This is a genomic window from Streptomyces sp. NPDC018833, assembly GCF_044390825.1.
Lineage (GTDB): Bacteria > Actinomycetota > Actinomycetes > Streptomycetales > Streptomycetaceae > Streptomyces.
The window spans coordinates 432,049-447,651 of record NZ_JBIRZM010000005.1 but is presented as its reverse complement, the minus strand read 5'-3'; the positions used below and the strand labels follow the sequence as shown (position 1 = coordinate 447,651).

The 15,603-nt window shown below is 70.5% G+C and carries 17 protein-coding genes and 1 pseudogene; 12 read left to right on the top strand and 6 right to left on the bottom strand.

Translation table 11 applies throughout. The features are described 5' to 3' along the window. Positions 1–10: 10 nt before the first annotated feature. The 6 genes and pseudogenes from ACH5AF_RS14095 (at position 11) to ACH5AF_RS14070 (ending at position 5,163) form a co-directional block, all read left to right on the top strand. The gene (locus tag ACH5AF_RS14095) at positions 11–2,008 is read left to right on the top strand and encodes a S9 family peptidase (RefSeq protein WP_398901879.1); all 1,998 of its coding nucleotides are present in this window, start codon (positions 11–13) and stop codon (positions 2,006–2,008) included. Further along, positions 2,005–2,940, top strand: coding sequence for an LD-carboxypeptidase (locus ACH5AF_RS14090; RefSeq protein ID WP_398901878.1), 936 nt, complete (start codon positions 2,005–2,007; stop codon positions 2,938–2,940). Before ACH5AF_RS14095 ends, ACH5AF_RS14090 begins: the two co-directional genes overlap by 4 nt. A gap of 294 nt (positions 2,941–3,234) precedes the next feature. Next, positions 3,235–3,687, top strand: a complete 453-nt coding sequence (locus tag ACH5AF_RS14085) for a DUF6069 family protein (protein WP_398901877.1) — start codon at positions 3,235–3,237, stop codon at positions 3,685–3,687. 304 nt (positions 3,688–3,991) lie between these two features. Continuing rightward, positions 3,992–4,705, top strand: coding sequence for a maleylpyruvate isomerase family mycothiol-dependent enzyme (locus ACH5AF_RS14080; RefSeq protein ID WP_398901876.1), 714 nt, complete (start codon positions 3,992–3,994; stop codon positions 4,703–4,705). Positions 4,706–4,727: 22 nt separating this feature from the next. Next, a pseudogene (locus ACH5AF_RS14075) lies at positions 4,728–4,841 on the top strand (IS5/IS1182 family transposase); the annotation flags it as partial. Positions 4,842–4,959: 118 nt separating this feature from the next. After that, entirely contained in the window at positions 4,960–5,163 is a 204-nt protein-coding gene (locus tag ACH5AF_RS14070) for a DUF397 domain-containing protein (RefSeq protein WP_398901875.1), read from the top strand. Here the strand turns inward: ACH5AF_RS14070 and ACH5AF_RS14065 are convergent. Both ACH5AF_RS14065 and ACH5AF_RS14060 read right to left on the bottom strand, forming a co-directional pair. Next, the gene (locus tag ACH5AF_RS14065) at positions 5,153–6,220 is read right to left on the bottom strand and encodes an adenosine deaminase (protein WP_398901874.1); all 1,068 of its coding nucleotides are present in this window, start codon (positions 6,218–6,220) and stop codon (positions 5,153–5,155) included. The two genes, ACH5AF_RS14070 and ACH5AF_RS14065, sit on opposite strands and share 11 nt — an antisense overlap. Positions 6,221–6,263: 43 nt before the next feature. Beyond that, positions 6,264–7,007 carry a GntR family transcriptional regulator gene (locus tag ACH5AF_RS14060; protein WP_398901873.1) on the bottom strand — a complete coding sequence of 248 codons (744 nt, stop codon included), beginning with the start codon at positions 7,005–7,007 and terminating at the stop codon, positions 6,264–6,266. A 149-nt stretch (positions 7,008–7,156) separates the two neighbouring features. Between ACH5AF_RS14060 and ACH5AF_RS14055 the strand changes: the two genes are divergently transcribed. The 3 genes from ACH5AF_RS14055 (at position 7,157) to ACH5AF_RS14045 (ending at position 8,628) form a co-directional block, all read left to right on the top strand. After that, the gene (locus ACH5AF_RS14055) at positions 7,157–7,300 is read left to right on the top strand and encodes a hypothetical protein (protein WP_398901872.1); all 144 of its coding nucleotides are present in this window, start codon (positions 7,157–7,159) and stop codon (positions 7,298–7,300) included. A gap of 59 nt (positions 7,301–7,359) precedes the next feature. After that, complete coding sequence (locus tag ACH5AF_RS14050) at positions 7,360–7,530, top strand: hypothetical protein (protein ID WP_398901870.1); 171 nt, start codon at positions 7,360–7,362, stop codon at positions 7,528–7,530. A gap of 453 nt (positions 7,531–7,983) precedes the next feature. Continuing rightward, positions 7,984–8,628: a CBS domain-containing protein gene (locus tag ACH5AF_RS14045; RefSeq protein WP_398901869.1), complete on the top strand. Its 645-nt coding sequence runs from the start codon at positions 7,984–7,986 to the stop codon at positions 8,626–8,628. 89 nt (positions 8,629–8,717) lie between these two features. On the opposite strand, the gene ACH5AF_RS14040 is transcribed toward ACH5AF_RS14045, so the two are convergent. After that, on the bottom strand, positions 8,718–10,163 hold the full coding sequence (locus tag ACH5AF_RS14040; protein WP_398901868.1) for an FAD-dependent monooxygenase: 1,446 nt from the start codon (positions 10,161–10,163) through the stop codon (positions 8,718–8,720). 169 nt (positions 10,164–10,332) lie between these two features. Here ACH5AF_RS14040 and ACH5AF_RS14035 point away from each other — a divergent pair, with 169 nt between their 5' ends. After that, a complete protein-coding gene (locus ACH5AF_RS14035; protein WP_398901866.1) occupies positions 10,333–10,932 on the top strand; it encodes a TetR family transcriptional regulator in 600 nt (199 codons plus the stop codon). Between the two features lie 151 nt (positions 10,933–11,083). Here ACH5AF_RS14035 and ACH5AF_RS14030 read toward each other — a convergent pair whose 3' ends face one another. From ACH5AF_RS14030 to ACH5AF_RS14020, 3 genes are all read right to left on the bottom strand, one after another. Further along, positions 11,084–12,073 (bottom strand): BtrH N-terminal domain-containing protein, encoded by a 990-nt coding sequence (locus tag ACH5AF_RS14030; RefSeq protein ID WP_398901865.1) that lies wholly within the window; start codon positions 12,071–12,073, stop codon positions 11,084–11,086. Further along, positions 12,070–12,876 (bottom strand): MerR family transcriptional regulator, encoded by an 807-nt coding sequence (locus ACH5AF_RS14025; RefSeq protein ID WP_398901863.1) that lies wholly within the window; start codon positions 12,874–12,876, stop codon positions 12,070–12,072. Before ACH5AF_RS14025 ends, ACH5AF_RS14030 begins: the two co-directional genes overlap by 4 nt. 290 nt (positions 12,877–13,166) lie before the next feature. After that, positions 13,167–13,553 carry a DUF6463 family protein gene (locus ACH5AF_RS14020; protein WP_398901862.1) on the bottom strand — a complete coding sequence of 129 codons (387 nt, stop codon included), beginning with the start codon at positions 13,551–13,553 and terminating at the stop codon, positions 13,167–13,169. A gap of 58 nt (positions 13,554–13,611) precedes the next feature. Between ACH5AF_RS14020 and ACH5AF_RS14015 the strand changes: the two genes are divergently transcribed. Both ACH5AF_RS14015 and ACH5AF_RS14010 read left to right on the top strand, forming a co-directional pair. Then, on the top strand, positions 13,612–14,187 hold the full coding sequence (locus ACH5AF_RS14015; RefSeq protein ID WP_398901861.1) for a TetR/AcrR family transcriptional regulator: 576 nt from the start codon (positions 13,612–13,614) through the stop codon (positions 14,185–14,187). Positions 14,188–15,143: 956 nt separating this feature from the next. Next, on the top strand, positions 15,144–15,524 hold the full coding sequence (locus ACH5AF_RS14010) for a hypothetical protein (RefSeq protein WP_398901859.1): 381 nt from the start codon (positions 15,144–15,146) through the stop codon (positions 15,522–15,524). Positions 15,525–15,603: the final 79 nt, after the last annotated feature.

The window sequence follows — 15,603 nt, the reverse complement described above, 5'->3', positions numbered from 1 at the left end:
GGGGAGTGGCATGGTACCCACCGGTCCCTACGGAACCTGGCCCTCACCGATCGGCGCCGCCCTCGCCGCCTCGCGCGACGGACAGCCCGACCACCTCGGCATCGTCGGCGACGAGGTGTGGTGGACCGCGCCGCGCCCGGCCGAGGGCGGCCGACGTGCCCTGGTGCGCCGGCGCCCCGACGGCCGCGAGGAGTCGGTGCTGCCCCCGCCGTGGAACGTGCGCGGCCGCGTCATGGAGTACGGCGGTCTGCCGTGGGCCGGGGCAGGAAGGGCGGAAGGCGGCCCACTGATCGTCTTCGTCCACTTCCCGGACCAGCGGCTGTACGCGTACGAGCCGGACGTCCCCGGCGCGCGGCCGCGTCCGCTCACGCCCTTTTCGTCCGTCGGCGGCGGCCTGCGGTGGGCCGAGCCCCTGCTGCGCGTCGAGCACGGCGAGGTGTGGTGCGTCCTGGAGGAGTTCACGGGAGAGGCGCCCACCGATGTGCGCCGGGTGATCGCCGCGGTGCCCCTCGACGGTTCGGCCGCTGAGCACCGCGGCGCCGTCCGCGAACTCGGCGACGACCGGCACCGCTTCGTCACCGGCCCGAAGGTGTCGCCCGACGGGCGGCACGCCGCCTGGATCGCCTGGGACCATCCGCAGATGCCGTGGGACGCCACGGTCGTGCTGCTCGGGGACGTGACCGACGGCGGACCCTTCGCGGGCGTGCGCACGGTCGTCGGCGAGGCGGACGAGTCGGTCTGCCAGGTCGACTGGGCGCCGGACGGCTCGCTGCTGTTCGTCTCCGACCGCGGCAACTGGTGGGAGCCGCGCCGCATCCGCCCGGCAGGCAACAACTTCGGCCACGCCACCGCCCTGTGCCCGGGCCGGCAGGAGGAGTTCGGCGGCCCGCTGTGGAAGACCGGCTCGCAGTGGTTCCAGCCGCTCGACAGCGGACTGGTCGCCGTCGTCCACGGCAGGGGCACCACCGCACTGGGCATCCTGGATCCGGAGACCGGCGAACTCGTCGACGCCGCCGGTCCCTGGAGCGAGTGGACCCCCACGCTCGCCGCCTGCGGCGACCGGGTGATCGGCGTCGCCGCCAGCCCGCGCAGCGCGTACGAGATCGTCGAGCTCGACACCCGCACCGGCCGGACCCGGGTCATCGGCAGCGCCCACGACGACCCGGTGGACCCCGCGTACTACCCCGAGCCGCAGATCCGCACCTTCACCGGCCCCGGCAGCCGGGAGATCCACGCCCACATCTATCCGCCGCACAGTCCGGACCGGGTCGCACCCGACGACGAGCTGCCGCCGTACGTGATCTGGGCGCACGGCGGACCCACCGGCCGCGCCCCGCTCGTACTGGACCTGGAGATCGCCTACTTCACCTCGCGCGGCATCGGCGTCGCCGAGGTCAACTACGGCGGCTCCACCGGTTACGGCCGCGCCTACCGCAACCGCCTGCGCGAGCAGTGGGGCGTGGTGGACGTCGAGGACTGCGCCGCCGTCGCCGAGGCGCTGGCCGACGAGGGCACGGCCGATCCGCGGCGCCTGGCGATCCGCGGCGGCAGCGCCGGCGGCTGGACGGCGGCCGCCTCGCTCGCCACCACGGACGTGTACGCGTGCGGCACGATCATCTACCCGGTCCTCGATCTGCTGTCCTGGGCCGACGGCGAAACGCACGACTTCGAGTCCCGCTACCTCGAATCGCTCGTCGGCCCGCTGTCCGAGGCGTCCGGCCGCTACCGGGAGCGGTCGCCGCTGACCCGCGCGGACGGCATCACCGCTCCGTTCCTCCTGCTCCAGGGCCTGGACGACGTCATCTGCCCGCCGGCGCAGAGTGAACGGTTCCTCGCACGGATGGCCGGGCGCGGCGTCCCGCACGCGTACATCGCCTTCGAGGGCGAGGGCCACGGCTTCCGCAGGGTGGAGACGGTGATCCGCGCGCTGGAGGCCGAACTGTCCCTGTACGCCCAGACCTTCGGCATCACCCGCTCCGACATCCCCCTGCTGGAGCTCAGGAAATGACAAACCCGTCGCTCAGCCGGCCCGCCCGGCTCACCCCGGGCGCCAGGGTCGCGGTCGTCGCGCCCAGCGGTCCCGTACCCGGCGAACGGCTCGACGCCGGCCTGGACATCCTGCGCGGGTGGGACCTGGAACCCGTGGTGATGCCCCACGTCCGCGAGACGCACCCCCGGTTGGACTACCTCGCGGGCACCGACGAGGCGCGTGCCCGCGACCTGACCGAGGCGTGGTGCGATCCATCCGTGTCCGCCGTGATCTGCGCCCGCGGCGGCTACGGCGTTCAGCGCATGGTGGACCTGGTCGACTGGGCGGCGATGCGGGCGGCCGGTCCCAAGGTCTTCGTCGGCTACAGCGATGTCACCGCCCTCCATGAGGCGTTCGCCGTACGGATGGGCCTCGCGACGCTGCACGGGCCGATGGTGGGTGCGGTCACCTTCCTCAAGGACGCCCGCACCCAGGCTTCGCTGCGCGCCACCCTGTTCGAGCCCGAGTCGGTGCGGACGTTTCAGGGCCTGCCGGGGGCACGCACGATGGTGCCGGGCCGGGCTAGTGGCGTCACCTTCGGAGGCTGCCTCGCCCTGCTCGCCGCCGGCATCGGCACCCCGCACGCACGGCGCAGCGCTCGCGGCGGGCTCCTGCTGCTGGAGGACGTGGGGGAGGAGGACTATCGCATCGACCGCATGCTCACCCAACTGCTGCGTGCGGGGTGGCTGACGGGCGTCGCCGGGGTGGTGCTGGGTTCGTGGGCGGAGTGCGGGCCGTACGAGCGGGTGCGGGCGGTGCTGCTCGACCGGCTGGGGGACCTCGGGGTACCGGTGGTGGAGGAGTTCGGGTTCGGGCACGGCGACACGGCCCTGACGATGCCGCTCGGCGTACCGGCCGTGCTGGACGCGGACGCCCGCACGCTGACGCTTCAGGTGCCGGCGCTGCTCTGACTCGCGGTTCCGGTCGTGCGCCTCCACTTCAGCTCGTTCTCTGTCTTCCGTCTCGCCGACGCCTTCATCACCGTACGCAGCTGGTCAGGCATGGGCGCCCCGCCGCTGGTATGGACGGCCGAACCGCCGCCCATGGGCCCACGCCTGTCTGCGCGACCTCTTGGCTTGTTCTTTATGGTCTGACCTCGCAGGGCCGGGACAGGGCTTGACCTCAAGTGCGGTTCGGGTTGGAGGCTTCTTCGTATGCCGCTGGCCGTAGGGCAGCGCAGCACTTCACACGTTGGAGGAAGTCCCATGTCGAGCAGTGCCGTTCCAAACTCCGGCCCCGCTGTGCCCACCGCACCCTCGGCCCGCCGTTCCGGCCTCAGCTGGTGGAAGGCGCTGGTCACAGGCGCGGTCGGCGCGGCCGTGGTCAATCTGATCGTTCTTGCCGTCGCCAAGCTGGCCGGTGCCTCGCTCATCGTCGTCGACAGCGGCGAACAGCACCCGATCACGGTCGGGGGCGTCATCGGCGCCTCCGTCGTCCCGCTGGTCGTCGGGACGGGCGCTGCCCTCTTGATGGCCCTGTGGAAGCCGGTCTTCCTGCGGATCGCGCAGTACGTGGGCGGTGGGCTGGCACTGTTGTCGGTCGCCGGCCCGCTGTCGTCCGGCGCCGACGGCGGCACCGTCGCAGCCCTGTCCCTCATGCACATCACCCTGGGCGTGGCGGTCGTCACTACCCTGAAGCTCCACCGCCGCCACCATTGAGCTTGTCTCTATTGGTCTGACCTCGAACGATGCCCAGAACGTCATCACCCGTACGGGGATTGCGGGGACGTGACCCAGAGACAAGCTCAGAGGCCGCGCGGACAGGTGCGCACAGGCACCGAGATGGTGGCGCAGGTACGGGTCTGAGGGATCACGAAGTTGCGACGATGCCCGACCACTATCCGCGCGAGCACTTACGTCTCGCGCAGCTCGTGGGGTGTCTGTGGTCCGCTGACCACACTTCTTGATCAACGTCTCGGGGGCGTCACGTGGGAGGGTTGCCCGATCCACAGTCAAGATGTCCATGAACCCTGTATCGCCGTGGACCGATGAGTTTGGCGCAGGTGGTTGGTCTTACCTGGTGACGATTGTCGACCGTACGAGCGATATGGAGTTGACCTTGACGAACGACGCCGACCTGCAACCTGCTGTAGCCGCCGAGTTCGTGGCCCTCGCCGACCTGCTCGACTCCGCCTCTGATGCGCAGTGGGACACGCCATCCCTGTGTGAGGGCTGGCGGGTTCGCGAAGTGATCGCGCACCTGACCATGGCGGCCCGGTACTCCGAAGAGGAGTTCATGGCCGAGTTGCGCCACTGCGACTTCGACTTCAGCCGCTTGTCGAACCAGATCGCCGGCCGGGACGCCGAACTGCCGACCGGCCGGCTCGTCGCCAACCTGCGCGCCGACGTGATGCACCACTGGACGCCGCCGGGCGGTGGGTACCACGGCGCGCTCAATCATGTGGTGATCCACGGCCTCGACGTGACCGTGCCGCTCGGGGTGCCGCGCCGCTCACCCGACGAGACCATCCGGGTCGTCCTCAACGACCTTACCGAGGGCGGCGGGCACACACACTTCGGCATCAACATCGAGGGACGCAGCTTCCAGGCCACCGACCTCGACTGGTCGTACGGATCGGGCCCGGCACTGCACGGCAACGCCGAAGACCTGGCACTCAGGCTCTGCGGTCGGACAATCCCGGATGGACGGATGGAGGGCACATCGCCTTACCGATAGGCGCGGTGGGGGCCTCGGCAAATTGGAGTCCTACGACCGGAGCGTCGGCCTCGTCCTTGACCAGATCGCCGTCGACGGCTCGATTGTCAAGGCTCCCGGAGGCGGCGAGGTCGCAGGACGTCCACCGGTCGACCGCGCAGTGACCCGGACAAGGTCAGCGGTCTCGGCCTGCGATATGGCAAGCTGCGCTCGCAGGCCCTGAGCGCTGAGGAGTCTGCGCATCGGATCACGCGGTTGGCAGGAGAAACGGGCGAATGAGCATCGAGCGGAGCACCAACGGCAGCGACCAGCTCGACTGGTTCAAGAGCAGCTACAGCGGCTCGGACGGCGGCGACTGCGTCGAGGTCGCGGCCTCCGCCGACGACGTCCACGTCAGGGACTCCGAGAACAACACCCGCCCGGGACTTCGTGTGTCCCGGGCGAGTTGGGCGCGGTTCGTGGCGGAGGCTACGCGCTGAGCGCCGCGTAGCCCGGGCGGATCACCTCGTCGATCAGCCGCCGGCGCTCCGGCAGCGGCAGGAACGCCGCCTCGGCCGCGGCGACGGTGAACTCCTCGAAGACCTCGGGGCCGTAGCCGAACGCCTCCGCCATGTGCACGAACTCCAGGCTCATGTCCGTCCCGGACACCAGACGGTTGTCGGTGTTCAGGGTGACGCGGAAGCCCAGGCGGCGCAGCAGGTCGATGGGGTGCGTGTCGTACGACTTGGCCGCGCCCGTCTGGAGGTTGGAGGTCGGGCAGACCTCCAGTGCGATGCGGTTGTCGCGCACGTACGAGGCGAGGTGGCCCAGGGTGGCCGTGCCGTCGTCGTGGACCGTGATGTCGTCCGTGATGCGCACACCGTGGCCGATGCGCTCGGCGCCGCAGACCTGCACCGCCTCGTGGATCGACTCGGCGCCCACGGCCTCGCCGGCGTGGATCGTGAAGTGGCAGTTGTGGCGCCTGAGGTGCTGGAAGGCGGGCAGGTGGCGGGCCGGCGGGTTGCCGATCTCGCCGCCCGCGATGTCGAAGCCCGCGACCCCGCGCTCGCGGTGCGCGACGGTCAGCTCGGCTATCTCCAGCGAGCGGTCGGTGTGCCGCATGCCGGTGAGCAGCGCCCGCACCGTGATGCGCCCGTCCGTGCGGCGCTCGCCCTCGCGCAGGCCCGCGTTCACCGCGTCCACGACCTCGTCGAGCGTGAGCCCCCGCTCCTGATGCTGCTCGGGCGCGTAGCGCACCTCGGCGTACACGACACCGTCCGCGGCCAGGTCCTCCGCGCACTCGGCCGCGACGCGCTCCAGGGCCTCGCGGGTCTGCATCACCGCGCAGGTGTGGGCGAAGGTCTCCAGGTAGCGCTCCAGCGACCCGGAGTCCGCCGCGTCCCGGAACCAGACGGCCAGGGCTTCCGGGTCCTCGGTGGGCAGGCCCTCGTAGCCGTGGGAACGGGCCAGCTCGATGATCGTGGCGGGGCGCAGACCGCCGTCGAGGTGGTCGTGGAGGACCACCTTCGGAGCGCGCAGGATGTCAGACAAGTGCATGCATCGGAAGTGTACGGCACCCGGCCGGGGAGCGGGGAGCGCCTCAGTTCGACTGGAGGACCGGGAGGGCGGGGGCACCCGTGGGCAGCATGTGCTTGGCCGCCAGGACCGGGGCGCCGTCCACCCGGACCACCTGCGTGATCAACACGGCGGGCGTGTCCGCGGGGCGCCCCAGCTGCTCCCCGCGGCGCCGGCCGAGCAGGGTCGCGCTGATCTGGCTGTGCGCCGTCAGGGCCGTGCCCCGTGAGGCGGCGGCCAGGACCGCGACCATGGAGCAGGCCGCCTGCGGTGCCGACCGCAGCGCTTCGGCGAAGTCCGGGTGGTATCGCCGAAGTGTCTCCTCCGCGGCCGCCCACTCCTGGCTGAGCGCCGCCGCATCGTCACCGGTGAGCACGGACTCCCAGAACAGCAGCTCCGCCCCCGCGGGCGCGAGCAGATGCTGGGTGGTGAAGTCGGTGGGCTCCTCGACCGTGCGCAGCAGTGGCCGCACGTGCAGCGCCCGGCCCGCGCCGAGCAGCTCCTCCAGCGGCTGGATCTGCTCGTAACCACGCCTGGGCGGGCTGGCGTTGACCGTGCGGCCCACGCCGCGGCGCACCGAGAGCAGGCCGTCCTCCTGGAGGAGGAGCAGGGCCTCGCGCAGGGCCGGGCGGCTCACGCCGAGTTCGACGGCGAGCCGGGGCTCGGAGGGGAGCGTGGACCCCGGCGGATAGGTGCCGTCGTGGATGGCGTCCGCGATCCGCTCGTAGAGCACCACAACCGGTCTCCGCTGCTGCCCGCTGACTGCCACTGGCCCTCCTCGGCTCACTTGTCAGCAAGTTATGCGAGCGGGTGCGGCCGGAGCAATGTCGCCGGCCCTTGCGCTGTCCGGCGTGTGTGCGTCGCATCACCCGGGGCTTGGCCTTCTATACACGTAGATTCCCTCTTGGGGGCACAGACTTGTCTGACAAGATCGCTGGGCACTCATCGAGGCAGCTCGTGGCCGCGCTCGGTGTGACGTACGGCGACTTCATGCTGACCGGGCTCAACGGCCTCGCCGTCACGACCGCCCCCAGGACAAGCCCGGCTCGCTCTCCGGACTGAACGGCGCCTGCTCCGGCATCGGGGCCTCGCTCGGCATCGCCCTCGCCTCCGCCGTGATCATGGCGGGCAGCGACGTCAACGGGCCGACCGCGGCGGGCTACCAGCACGCCATGTACGCGGCGCTCGCGCTGCTCGGCATCGGAGTCGTGGCGTCGCTGCTGATCCAGCGGCCGGAGGCGGAGGACGCCCCGGTGGAGGAGGAACCGGCGCTGGTAATCACGCACCACTGAATCGACGGCTGTGGGTGACGTGCGGGGCCGCGGGCTGATGCCTGCGGCCCCGCCGTCCCCACTGCCGGAGGGCTTGCCCGCGAGGCCCCGGTTGCTGACGTTCGGGGATGGGACCGGTGAGGTCGCATGGTGAGGTGTCGCCTATTCATGGCTGAAGCCCGCCGCGCAACGACGCTGGGCGAGCGGTCAGGAGGGCGACCTGATGATCCAATCGACAAGCGCAGGGGCCAGGCGCCCAGCGTCGCCGGCATCTACCGCACACTCGGCCGTAGAGTCACCGCTCCTCCGCGACCAGGCCGAGCGCCACTGGTCGCCGAAGCGGCGCGGTGTTGTCATGGGTAGGGAAGACGGCGTGGACGAGCCGGGAGGGGCGGGAGGCCGGCGCTCCGCGCGTGGTCCGCTCAGGCGGTCCGACCGCGACCGCCCCGTCGCACAGCGGAGGAGGCCGATGCCATGCTCTACCGCCGCACGGTCGGTGACGTGATGACCGAGGAGGTCGTCACCCTCCGTCCGGACACACCGTTCCAGGAGGTCGCCGCCCTGCTGGATGCGAACGACATCGTCGCGGCCCCGGTCGTCGACGACGACGGCGCTCCCGTCGGCGTCGTGTCCGCGTCCGACGTGCTGCGGCACGAGACCGGCATGCCCGATCCGCAGGGTCGAAACGGGAACGACGAGCGCGCCTGGGGCAAGGCCCGGGCCCGGACCGCGGGCACGCTCATGAGCAGTCCCGTCTTCACCGCCCGCGCCGACTGGACGATCCCCCGCGCCGCGCGGGAACTCCGCAGCCGGCACGTCAAGCAGCTGCCGGTGGTCGGCGACGACGGGCTCCTCACCGGCATCGTCAGCCGCAGCGACCTGCTCGACGCCTTCATCCGCTCCGACGTCGAGATCCGCGGCGAGGTCGAGCAGGACGTCCTGGGGCGCATCCTCGGCCTGGACGAGGGCACCGTCGCGGTCGTGGTCCGGGACGGAGTCGTCACCCTTCGGGGTCACGTCCCGGAAGCGCGTCTCGTCCCGGTGGTCGTGGGCCTCTGCCAGGGCGTCGACGGTGTCGCCGCTGTGGACGCCCACCTCGTCACCGCCCGGGCGGGCTAGGCCCTGTCGTTCGGATCAGCCCGGCCGTGAGTGCGGCGCCTCTCGACCGCCCTGACCCCGCGACGCCGGGATGATCCAGCCGAGAGGGCCTAGCTCAGATACCGGGCCACCGCCTCCTCGATCCCCGCCGCGTCCGCACCCTCCGCCGCCCAGGCCACGAATCCGTCGGGCCGTACCAGGACGGTCGTCCGGCGGTCGCCCGCCCAGCGCTCCACGGTCAGCCACCCCTCACGGACACCGGGGCCTTCGTACGTCCCGGGCATGATCAGCACGAACCGGCCGCCGCGCAGCGCCTCGTAGAGCCGGCCGTCCTTCAGGGCGACGTCGGGGACGCGGGTGCCGGTGAGGCGGTGGGCGCCGCGGGGGGCGGGGTAGGCGTAGCCGATCCCGGTGATCTGACCCAGGGCCTTGCGCTGGACGGGCGGGGCCATGCCGACGAACGCGGAGACAAGGGCGCGGGCGGCACGCAGCAGCGGATTCCGCGCGCGGGCCAGCCGGACCAGTCCGCCACTGCTGCGCAGCACCGCCCTGCCGACCGGATGGCGCTCGGCCTCGTAGCTGTCGAGGAGCCCTTCGGGCGCTCGGCCCTGGACGGCCGCGGCGAGCTTCCAGCTCAGGTTGGCGGCGTCCTGGAGGCCGGTGTTCATGCCCTGCCCGCCGGCCGGGGAGTGGATGTGCGCGGCGTCCCCGGCGAGGAAGACCCGCCCGACCCGGTAGTGCGGTGCCTGGCGCTCGTCACTGTGGAAACGGGAGAGCCAGCGGGCGTCGTGCATGCCGTAGTCGGTGCCCAGGGCACGGCGGGTGATCTCCTTGACCTCGTCGAGGTCGAGCGGGGCGTCGTCGGAGACCTCGTTGCGGCGGTTCCAGCCCATGACCCGGTACCAGCCGTCGCCGAAGGAGGCGATCATCGCGAAGGCGTCGCCGCGGCCGTTGACGGTGAGAACGCCCTCGGGCTTCTCGGCCAGCCGGACATCGGCCAGGATCAGCGACTTGATGACGGAGACACCGGGGAAGTCCAGGCCGATCGCCTTCCGCACGGCGCTCCGGTGACCGTCGGCGCCGACGACATAGGCCGCCCGGCGGGTGACGACCGCCCCGTCCGCGCCGCGTACGTCGAGGTCGACCCCCTCGTCGTCCTGCCGCAGCCCCACGACCTCGCTCTCGTACGCGAACTCGACCCCAGCCTCCCGGGCCCGCCGCTCCAGGAGCCGCTCGACCTCGTACTGCGGGGTGATGAGCAGGAACGGGAAACGCGAGGGCAGCGTGCTCAGATCGAGGGAGAGGCGGCGGAAGAGCCGCAGGCCGGTGATGGTGTCGCCGGTGGTGAGGAGTTCGTCGGCGAGGCCGCGGGCGTCGAGCTGCTCCAGCGTGCGGGCGTGCACCCCGAAGGCGCGGGAGAGGTTGCTGATCTTGCGCGGCCGCTTCTCGACGAGGGTCACGGTGACGCCGGCTGTGGCGAGGTCACCGGCGAGGAGGAGGCCGGTGGGGCCGGAGCCGACGACGATCACGGTGCGGTGGGTGGCGGTGCCGTTCATGGTGGCCTCCTGTTGCCAACGCTTGCTTGCCATCGCCTATTGCCAACAAATGTTGGCCAACGCTCGTTGACGAACGATAGTGAGGCGCCGAGGGTATGTCAACGGCCGTTGGCAAACGACTGTTGGCGAACGCTTGTTGACCTACGCCCGTTGGCCTACGCTTGTTGGCATGAACGGCAGCGACAGCACCTCCACGGTTCCCGGCTCCGGCGTCCCCCGCCGCTCCGACGCCACTCGCGGCGCGATCCTCGCGGCGGCCCGCGAGCGCTTCGCGACCGACGGCTACGAGCGAGCCACCATCCGCGCCATCGCCAAGGACGCGAACATCGATCCGTCGATGGTGATGCGGTACTACCGCAACAAGGAGGGCCTCTTCGCGGCGGCCGTCGCCATCGACCTGCGGCTGCCGGACGTGAGCGGGGCGGACCGCCGGCAGGACGCGGGGCGGATCCTCGTCGAGCACTTCCTCGACATGTGGGAGAACAACGAGGTCCTCACCGCCCTGCTGCGGGTCGGCGTGACCAACCAGGCCGGGGCGGAGCGCATGCAGGGCATCCTGCGGGACCAGCTGCTGCCGGTCGCCCGGCAGGTGTGCCCCGACCCCGAGCAGGTCCCGGCACGGGCGGCACTCATGGCGTCGCAGCTGCTGGGGCTGGCGCTCACGCGGTACGTGCTGCGGATGCCGCCGGCGGTGGGGCTGGCGCGGGCGGAGATCGTGGTATGGCTGGCACCGACGATCCAGCGGTACCTGACCGCGCCGAGTCCCTGAGGCTTGCCGAGCACTCGTATCCGCAGGGGCCACGGGACCGGTAGGGCGCTGGAAGGCCGCCCCGTACATGAGACTCGCCGGGCGCCGAGAAATCCGGGCCCAGGAGGCCGGCCGAGCGCCGTGCGGTTCCGCTGGCGATCCGCTTGGTGTCTCACTCCCGCAGGCAGTTCAGCGCCTGCATGGCCTCGCGCTCTGTGCGTGAAAGATCGCACAGGGTGGTGCCTGCCTGTACGAGGTACTGCGCATCACCTGATTCGCCGGCTTTTGTGATCAGTGCCGCGGCTTCCGTCCACAGCGTGGCTGCCTCGGTGTACAGCCCGTGGCCGGTGCGCAGGTGGCTGCTGTCGAGCAGTTGGGTGCATTCGGCGAGGAAGTCGCGATAGAGATTACGGAACAGGGCGCCGCCGGTGCCGGCCTTCTCCATCAAGAGGGCGGCTTGGGGTAGGTCCCGTTGCGGGTTGTCGGTCCGCTGGAGCCATGTGCGTACGAGCTTGCCGGCCTTCTCGATTCCACGATGGCCCAGGTTGGCGATGGGCGGATTGAGGAAGGCGTCGGCGCAGGCGGTGATGGCGGGGATGATCTGACCCTGTGGGGAGGGCAGGTTCCTCGGAGCGGTGAGGGTGAAGGACCGGTGCTTGGCGGTCATCGGGCCGCGCGCGGCCCTGGCCCGGGCGAGGCTGGTCAGGCTGCTGGATACCGCTCCGCCTTGCTGGTCGGTGTCCACCAGGTAGGCGTCGTGGTCGTCATAGCCGTACATGGCGACGACATGACCGCCGAAGTGCACCTTCGACCCGAAGTAGTCCAGGTAGTAGCTGTCGAGCTGCAGTCCGACGGGGCGGCCGGCGTCGATGAGGGCTGCCACGTTCTCCCATGCCCTGCCGGGGGAAGTGGTCTCCTGGACCAGGAGCTCCAGCCCGAGTCTGGTGGCCAGGTTCCTGGTGAGATCGAAAGGCTTGACCCGTCCCCCGAGGAAGGGGAAGCCCATGCTCTTGCTGTCCCAGTAGATGAAGGACAGACCGGAGCTGAGGCCGAAGAGCATGGGCTCGGACAGATCGAGTCCTTGGTGCCGCAGCAGCACCCCCAGAGCCGTCGTCTCGCAGTGCTGCGTACTGCGGACATCGATGTCTTTCACCGTGGTCATGCCGTGTTCTCCTGAACGGGGATGATCAGCCGGGTCACCAGTTCCTCTTGCGGTGCCTCTGCCGGCCCGACGAGGTAGGCCTCACGCACGGGAGCCTGCGGACGCAGCCCCCGCTCATGGATGGCGGAGAACAGCGCGTTGTAGGCCAAGGGCAGTTGGGCGTAGGGCCCGATGTGCGTAGTCTCGGCCGCGGGTCCGCCGGGCAACACCTCGAACTCCAGACCGGGCGTCCCTTCCCCCTGCGGCGTCTGCACTCCGACGGCGATCTGCATCCGATCTTCCAGGTCCAGCGGGTACAGCGCCCACAGCGGCGGCTCCCATGCCATTCCCGCCTTGCCCAGCACGGGCAGCAGCCGGCCTACGCACTCCTCGATCATCTCCCCGATCGCCGCAGGGGTGCAGACCGCTCGCACCACTACCAGCCGTCGCTCCGGCTCTGTGCACATCGTCACCTCATAGCCGGGCAGGCCGCCCTCCGCCAGGCGATCCAGCATCTCCAGCCGTGCCTGGTCCCTGCTGATCCGCTCGGCCAGCCGGTCCCGCTCCGCGCGCAGGATCTGGGCCCTGGACGCAGGCTCGGCAGCCAGCGCCTGGGCGATCACGGCCAGAGGAAGATCCATCTCGCGGAGCAGGGCGATGGTCAGGGCATCGCGTGCCTGTTCAGGCGCGTAATAGCGATAGCCGGAGCCGTCGTCCACGCGGGCAGGAGCCAATAGCCCCGTCTCGTCGTAGTGCCGTAGCTGCTTGACGCTGAGCCGGCACAGGCGGGCGAAGCGCCCAATGGTGAGAAGTTCGTCTTGCACGCCCTCATGGTGGACTCTCCCACGGTGGGAGAGTCCACCGCTGTACCCATGGCCCCAAGGTCGCCCTACTCCTCCTCGCCGTCGTCATCGTTGGGGCGTCCGGGTCACGCAGCGGGCGCGGTACCCGGCCGGGCCCGCTGGCGGTGATGTCGAACTCGCGCAGCGTCCCAGGAAGTCGAGCAGATCGCGCGGTCCCCCTGATCACTGGGCGAGGGACTCAGTGGAGCTCAGGGGAACTCATGGGATGTCGTGCACCCGTACGACGAGGCGGAGCGCCTGACGGGGACGACCTATCCGGAGGACGCGGGCCGGTCCTTACCGGCCCTGATCAGCAGGACGGCCGGCGCCAGCACCAGGATCACCGGCGTCGGCTCCATGATGGCCGCTCCCACGAGCCCCCAGGCGCCGATGGCCCAGCCGATGGACGGCGGTACCTGGACCTCGCGGCGCGCCAGGTTCAGGACGAGTGCGCCCAGCAGGATCATCGGGAACGCGAAACTCCCGATCGAGGCCCAGAAGGCACCGGCGGCACCGGCGGGGTGTATGAACTCCTCGCGCGGCAGGTTCCACAGCGCCCCGGTCAGCCAGTCCCCGAAGTACTGCGTGTTCTGCGCTCCCAGCACCACAAGATGCAGCATTCCCAACGACTGCAGAATCCATCCAGCCCAGCGTGTCATGCCCAGCCCCCTTACGAAACCGGTAGTTCCGAAACTTGCAGTACCGTAACATGACCGCATGGCACGACCCCGAGACTCCCGCGTGGACGAGGCGATCCTGACCGCCACCCGCGAACTGCTGGCGGAGAGCGGATACGCCGGACTCACCATGGACGCGGTGGCCGAGCGCGCCCGGATCGGCAAGGCCGCGATCTACCGGCGCCACGCCACCAAGCAGGAGATGGTCTTCGCGGCGGCCGTGCACGGTGCCGACCTGCCGGCCCCTCCCGACACCGGCACACTGCTCGGGGATCTGACCGCGCTGGTACAGGAGATCGTGGACCATCTGACCAACCCCGCCGCAGCCGCCGCGATCCCCGGACTGATGGGCGACATCGCCGGCTCCCCGGAGCTGGCGGCGCGCTTCGAGGACACCATGGTCACGCGCCAGCAGCTGGGGATCGGGCAGCTCCTCGAACGGGCGGTCGCGCGTGGGGAGTTGACCGCCGCACCGGATGTGGCCCTGGTGCACGCCCTGGCGTCCGGGCCGGTCTTCGCCGTGATCTACGTGCAGAACCGCACGCCGGAGCGGCTGCCCGAGCAGCTGGGGGCGGTGCTCCACGCGGCGCTGACCGCCCCCTCGCCGGCCGCATGAGGAACGCCCAGTGGGAAGCGCGCGGGTTCGGCGGCATGAACGTGCGTCGCGATGACCTTCCGATCAGCCGCACGGGGCCGCGCGTTGAACCGCTGCGCACGTTTCGGGTACTGCGGCGGAAGGGATTGACCCCGCCCTCGCGTCAGGGCTGGAGCCTGGTCACATGACGAACAACAGCACTTCCTGGGCTCGGCTTGCTCCGCCGATCGGAGGGTTCCAGGAGATCGATGGCCGCCGCATTTTTCGTGCATGGGTCGGGCAGCGGCGGACCGACCGTGGTGTTCCTGCCGGGCCTACCACACGGCCGGTTGTGCGACATTCGTACGACCCGCTGACACCGGTGACCTTCGAGAGCCCTCATCAGAATCTGAAGCCTCGGACGCCGTTGGGGGTGCCGATGCCGGTGGGGCCGTCGTAGCGGGGGACTGCGGTGCACAGGTAGGGCCGCCACCGGAGCCGTTGGAGCCCTGGACGATGTCGTTGCGGCCCAGGGGAGGGCGTAGGGCCAGGAGTTGGGGAAGTCGTTCGGGCTGGTTCGATGGCCCAGGCTCGCCAGCGATTTCTCAACGTTGATCACAGCCGGATTCCGTCGAGGACGAGGGCGGCGCGGGGCGATGGCGCCGATCCGAGCCCGGCTGATCACATCACCCCGAGGTGAAACCCTCAGTTGCGCGGACGCCATGCCTGGGACGAGTTCGAGCGGCGCACGACAACCCCCACGGGTAACGGTCCCAAACCTGCTCCAGAGCCACTTGAGGGGGCGCGGGGCCGGCGGTAACGGGTGCCGGTATCGCGGTTACGGCTGCGCATCAGGTGAACAGGAAAGTACGACACGTCGGGCGTACGGTGGGGAGTGTGCTTTCTGCGGAGGCGCGGCATCTGAATGCCGCCCAACCCGGTCTTCTTGCACATCCTGAGATCGAGACATCTCGTCCACCGTTTACGGGAGGAAGAAGATGAGCGCCGCCCCCACGACGATCCACGACTGGTACCTGGCCGGTGTCATTTTCGGATGGGAGGCGCCTCAGTGCACTGCTCAGGCGCCAGCGCCCCTCAACGAAGAAGCCCTCGGCTCCTACTTCAAAGGAGTCCAGGACGGAGGCATGGCCCGTCTCGACTTCGAGGAGCAGCGGTCCGAAGAGACAGGAAATCCGCAGCCGGCGTATCCATCGATCGGCCCTGTCCCTGGGGGGAGCATTCCACTGGACGACCACCTCAAGGAGCAGCGAGAGATCCTCGAAGGGCTGTTCCACCAGCACATGCCCCACACGGATCTGCCGGAATTCGAGCCGTGGTACCCGCCGCTCGGGGGCATGACCCAGCGGCCTGTGCCCTGAGTGCCCTGAGGTAGCGCTTCGGCCGGGGTGGGCGTGCTCAGGTGCCGTCCACCTCGGCCTCCCGGGGGCCGTCCACCTC

Excerpts from the sequence above, each read along its gene's own strand:
- ACH5AF_RS14095 (WP_398901879.1), top strand. The coding sequence starts at position 11 with ATGGTACCCACCGGTCCCTACGGAACCTGGCCCTCACCGATCGGCGCC.
- ACH5AF_RS14090 (WP_398901878.1), top strand. The coding sequence starts at position 2,005 with ATGACAAACCCGTCGCTCAGCCGGCCCGCCCGGCTCACCCCGGGCGCC.
- ACH5AF_RS14085 (WP_398901877.1), top strand. The coding sequence starts at position 3,235 with ATGTCGAGCAGTGCCGTTCCAAACTCCGGCCCCGCTGTGCCCACCGCA.
- ACH5AF_RS14080 (WP_398901876.1), top strand. The coding sequence starts at position 3,992 with ATGAACCCTGTATCGCCGTGGACCGATGAGTTTGGCGCAGGTGGTTGG.
- ACH5AF_RS14070 (WP_398901875.1), top strand. The coding sequence starts at position 4,960 with ATGAGCATCGAGCGGAGCACCAACGGCAGCGACCAGCTCGACTGGTTC.
- ACH5AF_RS14065 (WP_398901874.1), bottom strand. The coding sequence starts at position 6,220 with ATGCACTTGTCTGACATCCTGCGCGCTCCGAAGGTGGTCCTCCACGAC.
- ACH5AF_RS14050 (WP_398901870.1), top strand. The coding sequence starts at position 7,360 with ATGGCGGGCAGCGACGTCAACGGGCCGACCGCGGCGGGCTACCAGCAC.
- ACH5AF_RS14045 (WP_398901869.1), top strand. The coding sequence starts at position 7,984 with ATGCTCTACCGCCGCACGGTCGGTGACGTGATGACCGAGGAGGTCGTC.
- ACH5AF_RS14040 (WP_398901868.1), bottom strand. The coding sequence starts at position 10,163 with ATGAACGGCACCGCCACCCACCGCACCGTGATCGTCGTCGGCTCCGGC.
- ACH5AF_RS14035 (WP_398901866.1), top strand. The coding sequence starts at position 10,333 with ATGAACGGCAGCGACAGCACCTCCACGGTTCCCGGCTCCGGCGTCCCC.
- ACH5AF_RS14030 (WP_398901865.1), bottom strand. The coding sequence starts at position 12,073 with ATGACCACGGTGAAAGACATCGATGTCCGCAGTACGCAGCACTGCGAG.
- ACH5AF_RS14020 (WP_398901862.1), bottom strand. The coding sequence starts at position 13,553 with ATGACACGCTGGGCTGGATGGATTCTGCAGTCGTTGGGAATGCTGCAT.
- ACH5AF_RS14015 (WP_398901861.1), top strand. The coding sequence starts at position 13,612 with ATGGCACGACCCCGAGACTCCCGCGTGGACGAGGCGATCCTGACCGCC.
- ACH5AF_RS14010 (WP_398901859.1), top strand. The coding sequence starts at position 15,144 with ATGAGCGCCGCCCCCACGACGATCCACGACTGGTACCTGGCCGGTGTC.